Origin of the sequence: Streptomyces sp. NPDC048424, assembly GCF_040651555.1 — a bacterium.
GTDB lineage: Bacteria > Actinomycetota > Actinomycetes > Streptomycetales > Streptomycetaceae > Streptomyces.
Window position 1 is genome coordinate 290,165 of the sequence record NZ_JBEZKE010000001.1, and the last position, 15,966, is coordinate 306,130.

The 15,966-nt window shown below is 71.6% G+C and carries 17 protein-coding genes; 15 read left to right on the plus strand and 2 right to left on the minus strand.

Annotated features, from left to right (window positions below; genetic code table 11):
• Positions 1-888, minus strand: a complete 888-nt coding sequence (locus tag AB0D29_RS01420) for a hypothetical protein (RefSeq protein WP_362851616.1) — start codon at positions 886-888, stop codon at positions 1-3.
• 108 nt (positions 889-996) lie between these two features.
• On the opposite strand from AB0D29_RS01420, the gene AB0D29_RS01425 reads away from it, so the two are divergent.
• Both AB0D29_RS01425 and AB0D29_RS01430 read left to right on the plus strand, forming a co-directional pair.
• Positions 997-1,482 (plus strand): prevent-host-death family protein, encoded by a 486-nt coding sequence (locus AB0D29_RS01425; RefSeq protein ID WP_362851617.1) that lies wholly within the window; start codon positions 997-999, stop codon positions 1,480-1,482.
• A 128-nt stretch (positions 1,483-1,610) separates the two neighbouring features.
• Positions 1,611-1,829 (plus strand): hypothetical protein, encoded by a 219-nt coding sequence (locus tag AB0D29_RS01430; protein ID WP_362851618.1) that lies wholly within the window; start codon positions 1,611-1,613, stop codon positions 1,827-1,829.
• A gap of 76 nt (positions 1,830-1,905) precedes the next feature.
• On the opposite strand, the gene AB0D29_RS01435 is transcribed toward AB0D29_RS01430, so the two are convergent.
• A complete protein-coding gene (locus AB0D29_RS01435; RefSeq protein WP_362851619.1) occupies positions 1,906-3,093 on the minus strand; it encodes a pyridoxal phosphate-dependent aminotransferase in 1,188 nt (395 codons plus the stop codon).
• A gap of 138 nt (positions 3,094-3,231) precedes the next feature.
• On the opposite strand from AB0D29_RS01435, the gene AB0D29_RS01440 reads away from it, so the two are divergent.
• The 13 genes from AB0D29_RS01440 (at position 3,232) to AB0D29_RS01500 (ending at position 15,948) form a co-directional block, all read left to right on the plus strand.
• Entirely contained in the window at positions 3,232-3,492 is a 261-nt protein-coding gene (locus tag AB0D29_RS01440; RefSeq protein ID WP_362851620.1) for a hypothetical protein, read from the plus strand.
• Between the two features lie 372 nt (positions 3,493-3,864).
• Positions 3,865-4,413 (plus strand): DUF2617 family protein, encoded by a 549-nt coding sequence (locus AB0D29_RS01445; protein WP_362851621.1) that lies wholly within the window; start codon positions 3,865-3,867, stop codon positions 4,411-4,413.
• A 174-nt stretch (positions 4,414-4,587) separates the two neighbouring features.
• Entirely contained in the window at positions 4,588-6,231 is a 1,644-nt protein-coding gene (locus tag AB0D29_RS01450) for a polyamine aminopropyltransferase (RefSeq protein ID WP_362851622.1), read from the plus strand.
• A gap of 32 nt (positions 6,232-6,263) precedes the next feature.
• Positions 6,264-7,079, plus strand: a complete 816-nt coding sequence (locus AB0D29_RS01455) for an SRPBCC family protein (RefSeq protein ID WP_362851623.1) — start codon at positions 6,264-6,266, stop codon at positions 7,077-7,079.
• A gap of 33 nt (positions 7,080-7,112) precedes the next feature.
• Positions 7,113-7,901, plus strand: coding sequence for an aldose 1-epimerase (locus AB0D29_RS01460; protein WP_362851624.1), 789 nt, complete (start codon positions 7,113-7,115; stop codon positions 7,899-7,901).
• 21 nt (positions 7,902-7,922) lie between these two features.
• Positions 7,923-8,462, plus strand: coding sequence for an orotate phosphoribosyltransferase (gene pyrE, locus AB0D29_RS01465; protein WP_362851625.1), 540 nt, complete (start codon positions 7,923-7,925; stop codon positions 8,460-8,462).
• A gap of 284 nt (positions 8,463-8,746) precedes the next feature.
• The gene (fbaA, locus tag AB0D29_RS01470) at positions 8,747-9,769 is read left to right on the plus strand and encodes a class II fructose-bisphosphate aldolase (RefSeq protein WP_030709236.1); all 1,023 of its coding nucleotides are present in this window, start codon (positions 8,747-8,749) and stop codon (positions 9,767-9,769) included.
• Positions 9,770-9,997: 228 nt separating this feature from the next.
• Positions 9,998-10,411 (plus strand): DUF3151 domain-containing protein, encoded by a 414-nt coding sequence (locus tag AB0D29_RS01475; protein WP_361752303.1) that lies wholly within the window; start codon positions 9,998-10,000, stop codon positions 10,409-10,411.
• A 176-nt stretch (positions 10,412-10,587) separates the two neighbouring features.
• Positions 10,588-11,436, plus strand: a complete 849-nt coding sequence (locus tag AB0D29_RS01480; RefSeq protein ID WP_351584997.1) for a tryptophan 2,3-dioxygenase family protein — start codon at positions 10,588-10,590, stop codon at positions 11,434-11,436.
• The gene (gene kynU / locus AB0D29_RS01485) at positions 11,429-12,634 is read left to right on the plus strand and encodes a kynureninase (protein ID WP_362851626.1); all 1,206 of its coding nucleotides are present in this window, start codon (positions 11,429-11,431) and stop codon (positions 12,632-12,634) included. Before AB0D29_RS01480 ends, kynU begins: the two co-directional genes overlap by 8 nt.
• 171 nt (positions 12,635-12,805) lie before the next feature.
• On the plus strand, positions 12,806-13,687 hold the full coding sequence (locus tag AB0D29_RS01490; RefSeq protein WP_362851627.1) for an alpha/beta hydrolase: 882 nt from the start codon (positions 12,806-12,808) through the stop codon (positions 13,685-13,687).
• Between the two features lie 166 nt (positions 13,688-13,853).
• Positions 13,854-14,150, plus strand: coding sequence for a hypothetical protein (locus tag AB0D29_RS01495; protein ID WP_362851628.1), 297 nt, complete (start codon positions 13,854-13,856; stop codon positions 14,148-14,150).
• Positions 14,151-14,298: 148 nt separating this feature from the next.
• Entirely contained in the window at positions 14,299-15,948 is a 1,650-nt protein-coding gene (locus AB0D29_RS01500; RefSeq protein ID WP_362851629.1) for a PKD domain-containing protein, read from the plus strand.
• The last annotated feature ends 18 nt before the right edge of the window (positions 15,949-15,966 follow it).

The window sequence follows — 15,966 nt, forward strand, 5'->3', positions numbered from 1 at the left end:
TCATCTGCACGCACCTTGAACTTCGAGGGCGAGACGGTCCTGACCTGGGCCGACCTGGCTGGTCAACTGCACTTGTGCGGCTGCTTTGCGGATCACCTTTGAAGATGCGCAGTCGTAGAGGACGTGGACCCCGCCGGCTTGGCCGAGGTAGAGCATCGGGCCGTCCGCTGGTTCAGTGCTCCCTGGTACCTCGGCAAAATCGGCGCGGACGTACTGGGGGCGGACTCCCAGCACGTACTCCAAGCTGCCCAGCTGAGCCGACACGACGGTTTGCTTCCCGCGTTTCTCCATCGCATCACCCACGGAGATCAGGCAGAGCGCGGTCATGAAGAAGACGACCAGGCAGAGCCGCAGCAGCGGGCCCAGCGTCCGATGCTTGCCGGCAAGGTGCAGTGCCGGCGCTGCGACGAGAGACCCACCGGCCCAGATGACTATCCAGGTGCCCTCCGCGAGTAGGGCGGTGGGGCCTTCGAACAGGGCCATGGTTGTCCAGCCCAACCCCACCAGTGCCGACAGCGCAAAGGTTCGCAGTCCTGGGTGCTTCCTGAACGTTTTCAACACGAAGCGTGAAGCCTGCCGCCGGTTCGAATCTTCAGCCGCGCCCATGGTGAACACGCCGGGCCCGAAGAGCAGCATCGGGAGGATCAAGAATCCGAGGAATGCCAGTGCCGTGGCGACCCGAGTCAGAAGGACTGCTGTGTCCAGCCCGACCTCCTCCGGCGTAACGCCGAACTGGGCGAGGTAACGATCCACGGCCCAGTATTGGATCCCTGTGAGCAGGACGCCGCTGAGTCCCAAGACGGTGACGATCGCTTGGAGGGCGTCCTTCTTGCCCGGACCAGGGGAGATGGCCGTCTCTGCGGTCGGTGGTGAGGTGACTGTCGACATGGCGCGATGGTGCACCGCGCGTGCTTTCCCTCGTTACCGGTTTGAGCGTCTTCTGAGAATGGACCTCATCACTAGTACTCAGAGCATAATCTGAGTACAGTCTGAGGTATGAGCCTTGCTTACCTGGGGGCCGAACCTGAATCGGTCTCGTTCACCGATCTGTCCCGCAATCCGAAGGCCGTAGCCGCGCGCGCGGCTGCCCTGGGCTGCCTGCGTGTCACCCATCGAGATGCCCCCGACATGGTTCTGACGACAGCCGTACACGCAGAGCGCACTGAGGAGAACCTCACGACGGCATCGCGGCTCTTCCTCGCACTCATGAAGCACGATGACGGAGCCCGGTCTCTGCTGCTGGCGCTGCCGGAGGTCTTCCCGTGGGTGCGGCACCTCGATGGCGAAGAGATGCGCGCGTTCACCGTGGAGCTGCTCGACGCGTTGTCCGATGCAGCTGAGCTGGGCGCCAGGGACGCTGTGCATCGCACCCTCGTGTCCTGGAGGGCGACTGCGCGCATCAATGCGGACCCGGAACAGCTTCAGGAAGCTCTGCGCCCGCTCACAGGCGACGACCTGGGCCAGGTAGAGGTGCGTGGGTGAGCCCGAAGAAGGGTGATCGGGTCAGTGTTCCACCCCTGAACGGGTGGAACGTGGTCTTCGGCACTACGGAGGCCGTGACGGGTTGGGAGGAACTATGTCGGGTGGCGCTGTCGAGTGCTCACCGATGTTTGGAAGCTCTGCGTACCGACCCGACGTCGCGTGACAACTGGAACCGTCAGCACCAGCTTCGGGGGAGGCTCGCCACCAAGGAGTGGAAGGGCTCCGCACTGGAGCAGTGGGAGTACGAGATCACAAGCGGTGGCAGGGTGCGCTACCTCATCAGCGCGGAGACCTCGACCGTCGTCATGGTCTACGCGTCCACTCGACACCCCAAGGACACCGAGTAGCTGTTCGCTGCAACGGACAGGGGCCGGCGGAAGCTCAGACCGGCCCCTGTGTTCACACTGTTCCTCCGCCTCGCTTTCAGCGAGCCATCCGACTGAGGCGTTCCACCGCCTCCTGCAAAACCGCCTCGCGCTTGCAGAAGGCCCAGCGGACCTGGGTGGCGCCGGCGGACTTGTCGTCGTAGAAGACCTGGTTCGGGATGGCGACCACGCCGCAGCGCTCCGGCAGGGCGCGGCAGAAGGCGAGGCCGTCCTTCTCGTCGAGGGGGGTGATGTCGGTGGTGATGAAGTAGGTGCCCTGCGGGCGGAAGACCTCGAAGCCGGCCGCCGTGAGCCCGTCGGCGAGGATGTCGCGCTTGGCGGCCAGGTCGGCGCGGAAGGAGTCGTAGTACGTGTCGGGGAGGGCGAGGGCCTCGGCGATCGCGTACTGGAAGGGGCCCGAGGAGACGTAGGTGAGGAACTGCTTCGCCGAGCGGACCGCCGTGACCAGCTCCGGGGGCGCGGTGACCCAGCCGACCTTCCAGCCCGTGAAGGAGAAGGTCTTCCCGGCCGAGGAGATGGTGACCGTGCGCTCGCGCATGCCCGGGAGGCCCGCCAGGGGGATGTGGGCGCCCTCGAAGACCAGGTGCTCGTACACCTCGTCGGTGACGACCAGCAGGTCGCGCTCGACCGCCAGCTCGGCGATCGCGGCGAGCTCGGCCGCGGTCAGGACGGTGCCCGTCGGGTTGTGCGGGGTGTTCAGCAGGAGCAGCCGGGTGCGCGGGGTGACGGCGGCGCGCAGTTCGTCCAGATCGAGGGCGAAGGCCCCGGCGTGCGGGCGCAGGGTGACCGGGACGCGTACGGCGCCGGCCATCGCGATGCAGGCCGCGTACGAGTCGTAGTACGGCTCCAGGGCGATGACCTCGTCACCCGGCTCCAGGAGGGCGAGGAGGGAGGCGGCGATGGCCTCGGTGGCGCCCGCCGTGACCAGGACCTCCGTGTCGGGGTCGTAGGACAGGCCGTAGAAGCGCTGCTGGTGTGCGGCGATCGCGGTGCGCAGCTCGGGGACGCCGGGGCCGGGCGGGTACTGGTTGCCCCGGCCCGTGAGGACCGCGCGGGAGGCCGCCTCGGCGATCTCCGCCGGGCCGTCGGTGTCGGGGAAGCCCTGGCCGAGGTTGATCGAACCGGTGCGGGCGGCCAGTGCCGACATCTCCGCGAAGATCGTCGTGCCGAAGGCCGCCAGCCGGCGGTTCAGGAAGGGGCGGTCGCTGCTCACGGGTGTGCTCATGGGCGTCATCCTGGGGTCAACCTCTGGACTTCCTCAAGTGTGCTTTGGGCCGTGCGGCCCGGGGGCATCCCCCCTTCACGCGGGACGAGGGGATCCCGCTCCCCGGGAAGACCGGGGCGTGAGAGAAGGGCGGACCGCATGTTCGTCTTCATCGTTGGCGCATTCCTGATCGTCGCGTTCGTCGTGGCGATCGCGGCCCGTTCGGCCAAGAGCGGGCAGAGCGGTAGCGGCCGCAAGAGCAGCGGCCGCCGCAAGAGCAGCGGCCGCCGCAAGAGCAGCGGCCGCCGCAAGAGCAGCGGCAGCTCGTGGGTGGACGGGGGCGGCGGCTCGGGCTGTGGCTCTTCCTCGTCCTGTGGCTCGTCGTCCTCGTGCGGCGGCGGGGGGTGCGGTTCCAGCTGACACGGGGCAGCTCGGCACCGCGTGGAGGAGGGCGTTCGGCGGTCCCGTTTCCGTCGGGCGTCCTCGTCGTTCGCCCCTGCATGACGACTCGTTCGCCGATGCATGACGACGCGCGGGACGCAACTCGTTGAACACGTGAACTGTGGAGCCCCCGGGGGGATGTAAACCCCGTCAAGTTGGGTAAAAACGCTGTGAGTGCCGTGCCTTTCATGATTCCCTCGGTTGAGTAGACCAGTCCTCGGACCTCCCTGGACTTCTCCCCCAGCTACCGCTGGGGGGACCCCCAGTGGACCCGTGCCGGTGTCCCCCCACCCGTTGACTACCGCTGGCGGGCCCCGGCCCATCTCCCTCGCGCGTTTGCGGAGCCGACTCATGCTCACGACCCTCCAGACCTCCTACACCGACACGCGTGCCGCCGATCTCGCCTGGGCCCTGGGTCGGGACCGGCTGCCCGCCCTGGCCGTACTGAACCTCGAACTGTCCGGAGCGAAGGTGGAGTTGCGCCTGCTCGGGGCCTCCCACCAGGTTCTTCTGGAAGAGGCCGAGGTGCTCTGCTCGGAGACGGTCGCCTGCATGCCCGGCAGCAGTACGCCGCTGCCGCTCGGCGTGGCCAAGCGGGTGGGTGACTGGGAGTACGAGTTCGCCGCGCGCGTCGAGACGCTGTCCCGCGGGTCCTTCGCGGGGCGGGCGCAGGAGCTGCTCGCACTGGTGGCTGACCACCCGAACGGGCTAGCGGGGACGTTTCCCGGAAGTCCGCACGCCTTCACGGCCATGCTCGCGCAGCGCTACGAGGGCCAGGTGCGCTGGCGGACCTGGCACGCGTACCCGCAGGAGGGTCAGCTGGTGGCCACCCGGACCCGGGTGGGCGTACGGGCGGGGGCCCCGGCGGCCGCGGCGCTGGAATCCCCGGCGCTGCTGTAGCGGCCGCGGGAGGCGCGGAGCGGGCGCGCGCGGGGCCGGTGCGGGCGGGGGGCCGGCCGGCGCCTCCGGGGCGCGGAAGACCCGTGGCCATTACGCCAACTGGCTGGATCGATGCGCCACTTGCACCCATGTGGGTGACCGGATGTAGGTGGGCGGTGACGTACGGTTCGCTTCATGATCGACCGTTCCGTCCCGCGCCGGGTGCTCCCGGCTCCGGAGCCGCGGGGCGCCGCGACCGTCCCGGCCGCCCTGCCCGTACGGCCCCGGACCGGCCGACTCCTCGTCCTGGCCACCGTGTTCGTCTGCGCCGCCTGCGGGCTCGTGTACGAACTGGAGCTGCTCGCCCTGGGCACCTACCTCATCGGCGACTCCGTCACCCAGGCGTCGGTCGTGCTGTCCGTCATGGTCTTCGCCATGGGCGTCGGCTCCCTGCTCGCCAAGCGCCTGCGCCACCGGCCCGCCTTCGGCTTCGGCGCCATCGAGGCCGCCCTCGCCCTCCTGGGCGGGCTCTCGGCCATGGCGCTCTACGCGAGCTTCGCCTGGCTGGGGGAGTCCCGCCCCGCCCTCGTCGCCTTCTCCTTCGCCATCGGGGTGCTCATCGGCGCGGAGATCCCGCTGCTGATGGTCCTCATCCAGCGCATCCGCAGACAGGACGCGGGCGGGGCCGTCGCCGACCTGTTCGCCGCCGACTACGTCGGTGCCCTCGTCGGCGGTCTCGCCTTCCCGTTCCTGTTGCTCCCGATGCTCGGCCAGCTCACCGGCGCCATGCTCACCGGCACCGTCAACGCGGCCGTCGGCGGCGGGCTGGTCCTGTGGCTGTTCCGCCGCGACCTGAGCAGGCGCTGCCGCTGGCTGCTGATCGTCGCCAACGTGACCGTGCTGGCCGTGCTCGCCTCGGCGACCGTCCTCGCCGACGACTTCGAGCGGGTGGCCCGGCGCGCCGTCTACGGCGGGGAGGTGCGCGTCGCCGTCCAGACCGGGGTGCAGGAACTGGTGCTCACCGGCCCCCCGACCGGCTCACCGCGCTCCCTCGACCTGTACCTCGACGGACGGCTGCGGGTCAGCGGCTACGACGAGTACCGCTACCACGAGGCCCTGGTCCACCCCGCGATGACCGGCCCGCACGCCCGCGTCCTGGTCCTCGGCGGCGGCGACGGGCTCGCCGCCCGCGAGGTGCTCCGCTACCGGGACGTCGCCTCCGTCACCGTCGTCGAGCTCGACCCCGGCGTGGTCGGGCTCGCCCGCACCGATCCGATGCTCTCCGCGCTCAACGCCCGGGCGTACGACGATCCCCGCCTGGCCGTCGTCACGCAGGACGCCTTCCGCTGGCTGCGCGGGTCGGCCGCCGCCGGCCGCTTCGACGTCATCGTCTCCGACCTCCCGGACCCGGGCATCACGCCCAGCACGAAGCTGTACTCGCAGGAGTTCTACGGGCTGGCCGCGCGGGCCCTGCGCCCCGGGGGCCGGATCGCCGTGCACGCCGGGCCGCTGGCCACGCGCCCGCGTACGTACTGGACCGTCGACTCCACCCTGCGCGCGGCCGGCCTGCGGACCTCCCCGTACAGCGCGGGCGGCCGTCTGTCGGGCTTCGCCGCCGGACCCGACCGCACCCCCCTCGGCGTGGCCGACGCGCCGCCGCAGGACTGGGGCTTCGTCCTGGCCGCCCGTGACGGGGTCCCCCCGCTGCGGGTGGACCGCGACACGCCCGCCCTGCGCTCGCTGTCGACGCGCGCGCTGCAGGACGCCGCGCGCGACGCGGAACGCACCCGGGTGCCCGGGCTCCCGCCGTCGACCCTTCCGCACCCGCGGTATTCGTGACCCGGTGCGCTGTCGTCGGTAGGCTCGACCGCATGGAGCATCAGGTGTTCGTCCCGGTACCGGCAGACGATCTCCGCGCCGTGCTGCGCGACCCCGCCCGGGTCGCCAAGTGCGTGCCGGGACTCCAGCAGGACGCCGACACCGACGCCGGGCCGGTCTCCGGCCGGCTGAAGGTCCGCGTCGGCGGGAGCACCGTGACGTACCGGGGCGCCCTGGCCGTCATCGAGCGGGACCCCGGTCACTTCACCTTCGAGGGTGAGGGCACGGAGGTCCGCGGCAGCGGGACGGTGAAGTTCTCCGTGGAGCTGCGGCTTTCCCCCGCCGAGGACGGGACCCGGCTGGACTTCACCGCCGGGGCCACCGCCGACGGGCGCGCCGCCGCCTTCACCCCCGAGGCCGCGGCCGCCGCCGTCCAGCGGCTGCTGGACCGGGCCGCCGGCCAGCTGAGCGCCGGGTCCGCCCTCGGTGACCCCGTCGCCGAGGCGGAGGAGGCGGAGGAGAGCGCCGAGGCCGGTCCGGGGTTCGCCCCGGACGACGTCACCGAGGTCAGCGCCTCCCTCTTCGAGACCGAGGTGCCGCCCCCCTCGCTGGACCCGTTCCTGGCCGGCGGGTTCGAGGAGCTGGACGGGGCCCCGCGGCCCCCGGCCGAGGCCGCCCACGCCCGCCGCACCATGATCGGCCGCAGTGCGGAGGAGGTGGACCACGCGCCGCCGCGCGGCCGGTACGCCCCGGTCCCCGCGCCCGCCTCCACCACCGCCGGCGACAGCCTGCGCTGGATCGCCCCGGCCGCCGCCCTCGCGCTGGCCTCGGCGGTCGTGATCGGCCGGGCCCTGCGCCGCCGTCGCTGACCTGCGGGCGCGGCCCGCATTAGGGTCGACCGCATGAGTACGCAACTGAGCGCCGGCGGCGCCGAGGTGACGGTCGACCAGGAGAACGGCTGCCGCATCAGCAGCCTGCGCATCGACGGGACGGAGCTGCTGCGCCAGGGCCCGCGGTACGGGGCGTTCCCGATGGTCCCGTGGTGCGGCCGGATCGAGGGCGGCCGGTTCCGTGACGGCGGCACCGTCCACCAGATGCCGGTCAACCACCCGCCGCACGCCCTCCACGGGTTCGGCCGCGACGCCCCCTGGCGCCCGGCGGGGGCCACCGCCACCGAGGCGGCGTTCACCTACGACCTCGCCGAGCCGTGGCCGTACCCCGGCCGGGTCACCCAGGTCTTCGCGCTCACCGAGGACGCGCTCACCCTCACCCTGGGCGTCGAGACCTACGGGGACTCCTTCCCGGCCCAGGCCGGCTGGCACCCCTGGTTCCGGCGCGACCTCGGGACCGGTGGCGGGGCGGCGGAGCTCTCCTTCGAGCCCGCCTGGCAGGAGGAGCGCGGCGCCGACCACCTGCCCACCGGCCACCGCATCGACCCGAAGCCCGGCCCCTGGGACGACTGCTTCGGCATGCCGCACGGCGTCGACGTCACCCTCACCTGGCCCGGCGCCCTGGAACTGCGGCTCACCAGCCGGGCCGAATGGGTGGTCGTCTACGACGAGGAGTCCGAGGCGGTCTGCGTGGAACCGCAGTCAGGTCCGCCGAACGGGCTCAACACCCTGCCGCGCCTGGTCACCCCCGTGGATCCGCTGGAGGTCTCCACGACGTGGACGTGGCGGCGGCTGCGCTAGGGCGCAATTAAGCTCAGGGCCATGAGTGACGTACGCGATGCGCTTCTGCAGCAGATCAAGGACAAGGCCGTCGTGCACGGCAAGGTGATCCTCTCCTCCGGCCTGGAGGCCGACTACTACATCGACCTCCGCCGGATCACCCTCGACGGTGAGGCCGCCCCGCTGGTCGGCCAGGTCATGCTCGACCTGACCGCCGAGCTCGACTTCGACTGCGTCGGCGGTCTGACCCTGGGCGCCGACCCGGTCGCGACCTCGATGCTGCACGCCTCCGCCGCGCGCGGCCGGCGCCTGGACGCCTTCGTCGTCCGCAAGGCGCAGAAGGCCCACGGCATGCAGCGCCGCATCGAGGGCACCGATGTGAAGGGCAAGCGCTGCCTGGTCGTCGAGGACACCTCGACCACCGGCGGTTCCCCGCTGACCGCCGTCGAGGCGGTCCGCGAGGCCGGCGGCGAGGTCGTCGCCGTCGCCACGATCGTCGACCGCGGTGCGGCCGACGCCATCGCCGAGGCCGGTCTCCCGTACCTCACCGGCTACCGCCTCGAGGACCTGGGCCTGTCCTAGGAAGGGCCCCCTTCCGGGTCTCCTTTCGAGGCCCGGGGGCGCCGGACCGGCCACCGGGACAACTGGTGACGAAGGTCCTCGCCGCCACCTGCGACGGCCCTGACCTGCCCTTTCGTGGGCGCCCGGGATGTTTCACGTGAAACATCCCGGGCCGTTCGCCCAGCACGTGAGACCGGCAGGCTGGACCCCCGCGCTGAGTCTGGAAAGATAGGCGCGACGATGACGTCGCCCCCAGGTCAGGGCCCGCAATAAGCACACTCCCCGCACATCCAAGGAGCGGACAGATGCCCATCGCAACCCCCGAGGTCTACAACGAGATGCTCGACCGGGCGAAGGCAGGCAAGTTCGCCTACCCGGCCATCAACGTGACCTCCTCCCAGACCCTGCACGCTGCACTGCGCGGCTTCGCGGAGGCCGAGAGCGACGGCATCATCCAGATCTCCACCGGTGGTGCGGAGTTCCTGGGTGGCCAGCACAACAAGGACATGGTCACCGGTGCGGTAGCCCTGGCCGAGTTCGCCCACATCGTGGCCGCCAAGTACGACATCACGGTCGCGCTGCACACGGACCACTGCCCCAAGGACAAGCTGGACGGCTACGTCCGCCCGCTGCTCGACATCTCCGCCGAGCGCGTGGCCCGCGGTCTGAACCCGCTCTTCCAGTCGCACATGTGGGACGGCTCCGCCGAGACCCTGGCCGACAACCTGGCCATCGGCCAGGAGCTGCTCGCCAAGGCCGTCGCCGCGAAGATCATCCTCGAGGTCGAGATCACCCCGACCGGCGGCGAGGAGGACGGCGTCAGCCACGAGATCAACGACGAGCTGTACACCACCGTCGACGACGCCATCCGCACCGCCGAGGCCCTGGGTCTGGGCGAGAAGGGCCGCTACCTGCTGGCCGCGTCCTTCGGCAACGTCCACGGCGTCTACAAGCCGGGCAACGTCGTCCTGCGCCCCGAGCTCCTCAAGGACCTCCAGGCCGGTGTCGGCGAGAAGTACGGCAAGGCCTCGCCGTTCGACTTCGTCTTCCACGGCGGTTCGGGCTCCACGGCCGAGGAGATCGCCACCGCGCTGGAGAACGGCGTCGTGAAGATGAACCTCGACACCGACACGCAGTACGCCTTCACCCGCCCGGTCGTGGACCACATGTTCACCAACTACGCCGGTGTCCTGAAGGTCGACGGCGAGGTCGGCACCAAGTCGAAGTACGACCCCCGCACCTGGGGCAAGGCCGCCGAGGCGGGCATGGCCGCGCGTGTCGCCGAGGCGTGCGCGAACCTGCGCTCCACCGGTACCAAGCTGAAGTAGTCGGCCCCAGCGGCCACCCCGCACCACCGAAGGGCCCGGCCCCGTCCATGACGGAGGCCGGGCCCTTCGTGCACGTGTCCGGGTGCCGTACGGCTCGAACGAGGCGGACCCGCGCGACGGTTCGAGGGCGCGCCGCGGCGCCGGCGGGGACCGCGGATCCACAACTCCCGCACCGGAGCGCGAGCACCACTGCGCGGCCCGGCGCCGGCGGCCCGGCAGACTGGGGGCATGTCCATTCACCAGAACCTGCTCGGGGGCCCCGCCCCCACCCACCTCCCCGACGAGCCCGGCCGCGAGGCCATCGCCGCCGGCACCCCCGCCGTCGAGGTGGCCGCCGCGCACCCGACGTCCTCCCTCGCGTGGGCGATCCTCGCCGACGAGGCCTTCGCCGCCGGCAGTACGGTCGAGTCGTACGCCTACGCCCGTACGGGCTACCACCGCGGCCTCGACGCCCTGCGCCGCGCCGGCTGGAAGGGCCACGGCCCGGTGCCGTGGGAGCACGAGCCGAACCGCGGCTTCCTGCGGGCCCTGCACGCCCTGGCCCGCGCGGCCGGGGCGATCGGCGAGAAGGAGGAGTACGAGCGCTGCTCGACCTTCCTGCGCGACTCCTCTCCGACGGCGGCGGACACGCTGAGCGCCTGATCCCGTACGGCGGGGAGTGACGCGGAGTGACACGGACCGCATTTGTGTGGTCTGCGTCACTCCCCGCTGGAGCGCCGGCGCGAGGTTGTCCTATGCTGCGGGCAGGGGACCGGGGCTCCACTCACCTCACGGAAGGAGCGGACCGCTACCCGGAAGCACGTGTCGAGGAGACAGAAATGTCGAACACCCTTGATGCCTCCGGAGTCGGCGGGTCGGACACCCCGAACCTCGACTTCGACGGCACCACCCCGTACGAGGACTACGTCCAGGCGGACGTTCTCACCCACCTCCAGCACCTCCGCTCGGACGACCCGGGCGAGATGGTCTTCCTGGTCACGACCCAGGTCATGGAGCTGTGGTTCACGGTCATCGTCCACGAGTGGGAAACCGCCGCGAAGGCCCTGCGCGAGGACCGCATCCCGGTCGCGATGGATGCGCTGAAACGTTCCCTCCGCGAACTCGAAGCCCTCAACGCCTCCTGGCGCCCCCTCGCCCAGCTCACCCCGGGACAGTTCAACGCCTACCGCTCCGCGCTGGGCGAAGGTTCCGGTTTCCAGTCGGCCATGTACCGCCGGATGGAGTTCCTGCTCGGCGAGAAGTCCTCCTCCATGCTCGTCCCGCACCGCGGCGCGCCGCGCGTCCACGCGGAGCTGGAGAAGGCCCTCCACGAGCCGAGCCTCTACGACGAGGTCCTGCGCCTGCTCGCCCGCCGCGGCCTGCCGGTCCCGGCCGCCGTCCTCGACCGCGACCTCTCGCGGCGCTACGAACCCTCGGCCGAGGTCGAGGCCGTCTGGACGGGCCTCTACGCCACCCCGGACGAGCACCTGGACCTGCACCGCCTCGGCGAGGTCCTCACCGACGTCGCCGAGCTCGTCTGGCGCTGGCGCAACGACCACCTGGTCGCCACCCGCCGCGCGATGGGCGCGAAGACGGGCACGGGCGGCTCGGCCGGCGTGACCTGGCTGGAGAAGCGCGCCACGAAGAACGTCTTCCCGGAGCTCTGGACGGCCCGCAGCCATGTCTGAGACCTCCAGCGCCGCCGACCTGGCGGCCCGCGCGGCATCCCTGGACGCCGCCGACGAGCTGGCCAAGCTCCGCGGGCGCTTCACCCTCCCCGACGGCGTCGTCTACCTGGACGGCAACTCCCTCGGCGCACTCCCGGCCGGCGTCGCCGACACCACCGCCGACGTCGTCTCCCGCCAGTGGGGCGAGCTCCTCATCCGGTCCTGGGACGAGAGCGGCTGGTGGACCGCGCCCGAGCGGATCGGCGACAAGATCGCCCCGCTCGTCGGCGCGGCCTCCGGCCAGGTCGTCGTCGGCGACTCCACCAGCGTCAACCTCTTCAAGGCCCTGGTCGGCGCCGCGCGCCTCGCGGCGCCCGGCCGGACCCGGATGCTGGTCGACGCGGCCACCTTCCCGACCGACGGCTACATAGCGGAGTCGGCGGCCCGGATGACGGGCCTGACCGTCACCCCGGTGGATCCCTCGCACGCGGCCGAGGCGATGGACGCGGACACCGCCGTGGTCCTCCTCAACCACGTCGACTACCGCACCGGGCGGCTCCACGACCTGCCCGCCCTCACCGCGGCGGCCCGAGCCGCCGGGGCGATCACGGTCTGGGACCTCTGCCACTCCGCCGGGGCCCTCCCCGTCGGCCTCGACGCGCACGCCGTCGACCTCGCGGTCGGCTGCACGTACAAGTACCTCAACGGCGGTCCGGGTTCCCCGGCGTACCTGTACATCGCCGCGCGCCACCAGGCCGGCTTCGACTCCCCGCTCCCCGGCTGGAACGGTCACGCGGATCCCTTCGCGATGACCCCGGCCTTCGAGGCGGCCGAGGGCGCGACCCGCGGCCGCGTCGGCACCCCGGACATCCTGTCCATGCTGGCGCTGGAGTCGGCGCTCGACGCCTGGGAAGGCGTCTCCGTCGAGGCCGTACGGGCCAAGTCGCTCGCCCTGACCGACTTCTTCCTCGCCTGCGTGGCGGCGTACGTCCCGCAGGGCCGGGTCGAGTCGGTCACTCCGGACGAGCACGGGCACCGCGGCAGCCAGATCTCGCTGCGCACCGAGAACGCCCGAGAGGTCATGCGGGAACTCATCTCCCGCGGGGTCATCGGCGACTTCCGCGCGCCCGACGTCCTGCGCTTCGGCTTCACCCCGCTCTACGTCGGTTTCGCCGACGCAGAGCGCGCCGCGCGCACACTGGGTCACATTTTCGGGTGACTCGGTAGCGAAACGTCACATCACCGGGCGGGCGGGGCTACGGCTCCGTCCGCCCGGTCACATCCCGGACCCTGCACGGAAGCGCTCGTTCCAGACTGATACGGTCCCGCTCTGCCGGAACACCGGAACATCTGTCCCCGCTGTCCCACGCGTTACCGAGAGGTTGAGCCGATGACGGACCCCGCCGCCGTGGAACGGGACGCCGCCGAGGCCGCCTCGGCCTTCTCCCACCCGGCCGTCGCGCCGGACGCGACCGGCGCGTACGGGGAACACCCCGACCAGGTCGTCGACTTCTACGCCCCGCGCGCCGAGACCCCGGGCGGCCCGGTACCGCTGGTGGCCGTCCTGCACGGCGGCGCGTGGCGGGCCCCGTACGACAGGCGGCACATCACCCCCTTCGCGGACTTCCTGGCCCGGCGGGGTTTCGCCGTCGCGAACGTCGAGTACCGGCGGGGGAGTTCCCTGCCGCACCAGCACGCCGACGGGCCGGTCGCCGGGCGCTGGCCGGAGACCTTCGACGACGTCGCCGCCGCGATGGACGCCCTCCCGGAGCTGGCCGCCACCGCGCTCCCGCAGGCCGACGTCCGCCGCCTGGTCGTCACCGGCCACTCCGCGGGCGGGCACCTCGCGCTGTGGGCCGCGGCCCGGCACGTGCTCCCGTCCGGCTCCCCGTGGAGGCTGTCCGCCCCGCCGCTGCTGCGCGGGGTGGTGGCGCTGGCGCCGATCGCGGACTTCGCGGTGGCGGAGGAGCTGGGCGTGTGCGGCGGCGCGAGCGCGCAGCTGCTGGGCGGCGAGGAGTACTTCGCGGACCGCCTGCCGTACGCGGACCCGGCGGCGCTGCTGCCGACGGGCATCGCCACGGCGGTGGTGCAGGGGCGGGACGACATCGTGGTCCCGCAGCAGGTGGCCGAGGCGTACGTGGCGGCGGCGGCGAAGGCGGGCGAGATGGTGGGGCTGACGCTCCTCGACGACGTCGGGCACTTCCCGCTCATCGACCCGGCGGCGGACGCGTGCGCGGTGGTGTCGGAGGAGATCGCGCAACTGGCCTGGTAGCGGCCGCCGGTTGGCGGTCCGGCGGCCGGTGACCCGCGTCCGGCGGCTCGGCGGGGACCGGGGTGGGGTGCCCGTTCCGGGCTTCCGGCGGTGTGCGAGGATCCGCGCACAGGAACCGGGCCCCGTGGATCCAGGGGCTCGACGAGCGGTCGGCGGGAGAGCGGACATGAGCAGCAGCACCCTGCGGGCCCGGTGGGGGCTGCTCGTCGAACAGCACGTGGGCAGCGGCGAGGGCCGGGAGTGGTCCATCAAGGTCCTGGGCCACCTCGAGGGCACGCGCGAGGAGGCCGTCGCCGCACTGCGGGAACACGCCGAAGACTACAAACCCCAGCATCCGTACCGGCCGAAGCGACGGGTCCTGTACCGGGACGGCGATTCCTTCCTGTTGGTCCTGGACGGACGCTGGCAGGTCTTCCACTGCCGGTTCACGGTGGCGGAACAGCTCCACGACAGCGCGGGATGACACCGGGGCAGAATCTCGCCAACTCCCCCTCTGCGCGGGGATATCGGCTGATCATGCGACGAGGATCTATGTACTGTGGCCCAGACAGTTCCTGAGCATGTTCAAAAAAATGGGGGGAACGGTGCGCAGTCGCCGTCTCGTAATTTCCGTGGCCGTCATAGCAGCCACGGTCGGTCTCGTCCCGGGGATGGCCCACGCGGCCGGCCCCGTCGCCCCGGTCGCACCGGGCGCGCAGGGCGTGACCGCTCCCGCCGTGGATCTGGGGAAGGCCGCGGCGCCGAACTTCAAGACCTTCAAGAGCCCCGCCGAGCGCTCGGTCCGCAAGGGCCTGCCCGGCGGGAAGGCCGGGGCCAGTGCCTCGCAGGCCGCCGGGAATCCGGACCTGGCCATCGTGCTGAACGCGGCGAGCACCACCGCGCACGCACTGGACCTGGAGACCACCGTCATCAGCGCGGACTCCACGCTGAAGGTCACCGTCGACTGGGGCGACGGGAACACGGACGGGATGGACGCCTACGGCTCGACCGTCCTCAAGAGCAGCCACACCTACGCCGAGCTCGGCGAGTACACCGTCAAGGTCACCGTGACGGACCCGGCGAACCAGGCCGAGGTCGTCAACGAGTTCCAGGTCATGACCGCGGGCTCGGACTTCGTCCCGTACGCGCCCACCCGCCTCCTCGACACCCGCGACGGGACCGGCGCCGCCAAGGGCAAGGTCGCCCCGTACGGCTCCACCCGCGTGAAGGTCGGCGGCAACGGCGCGATCCCCGCCGGGGTCACCGCCGTGGTCCTCAACCTGACCGTCACGAACACCACCTCCGGCGGGCACGTCACGGCGTTCCCCGAGGGCACCGACCGTCCGAGCACGTCGAACGTCAACTTCGAGGCGGGCCAGACCGTCCCGAACCTGGTGATCGTGCCGGTCGGCAAGAACGGCTACGTCGAGCTGGCCAACCGCGGCGAGCAGTCGGTCGACCTGATCGCGGACGTGACCGGCTACTTCACCCGGACCGAGGCGAGCGGCTACGCGCCGATGACCCCGTCCCGCTTCGTCGACACCCGTGAGGGCCTCGGCACGGTCAAGGGCCAGCTCGGCGGGCGCAAGACCTTCTCCACCCAGATCAGCGGCCTGCGCGGCGTGCCCCAGGGCATCACCGCCGTGGCCCTCAACGTGACCGTCACCAACCCGAAGGAGGCCGGCCACCTGTCGGTCTTCCCGGGCGGCGGCGCCACCCCCACCGCGTCCAACCTGAACTTCACCCCCGGCCAGACGATCGCCAACTCGGTCATCGCGCCCGTCGGGGCGGACGGCAAGATCAGCATCTTCAACGGCGCCTGGGCGGGCACCGACGTGATCGTCGACGTCGTCGGCTACTACGGCAAGGACAGCAAGGCGTCCTTCATGCCGCTCGAGCCGGGCCGCATCCTCGACACCCGTGACCCCGCCTGGCCCTACGGCCCGCTGCGCGCCCGGAACTACATCTACACCTACAACGGGAAGTCGCCCGGCGAGGTGGGCGTCGACGGGTACGTGCTGAACACCACCGTGACCAACACGAGAGGCACCGGCTTCCTGTCGGTCGCACCGGACCCGAACACGGTCCAGCAGTACAAGGACGGGACCGCGGTCTTCCCGGAGCGTCCCAGCGCCTCGACCCTGAACTGGACGGCCGGCAAGACCGTCCCGAACCTGGTCCAGGCGAGCTCCGGCAAGAACGGCATCGTCGACTACTGGAACCAGGGCTGGGAGGACGTCGACCTCGTCGTCGACATCTTCGGCTACTACGAGTCCAAGTGATCCTCCGCTGAGCGCCCG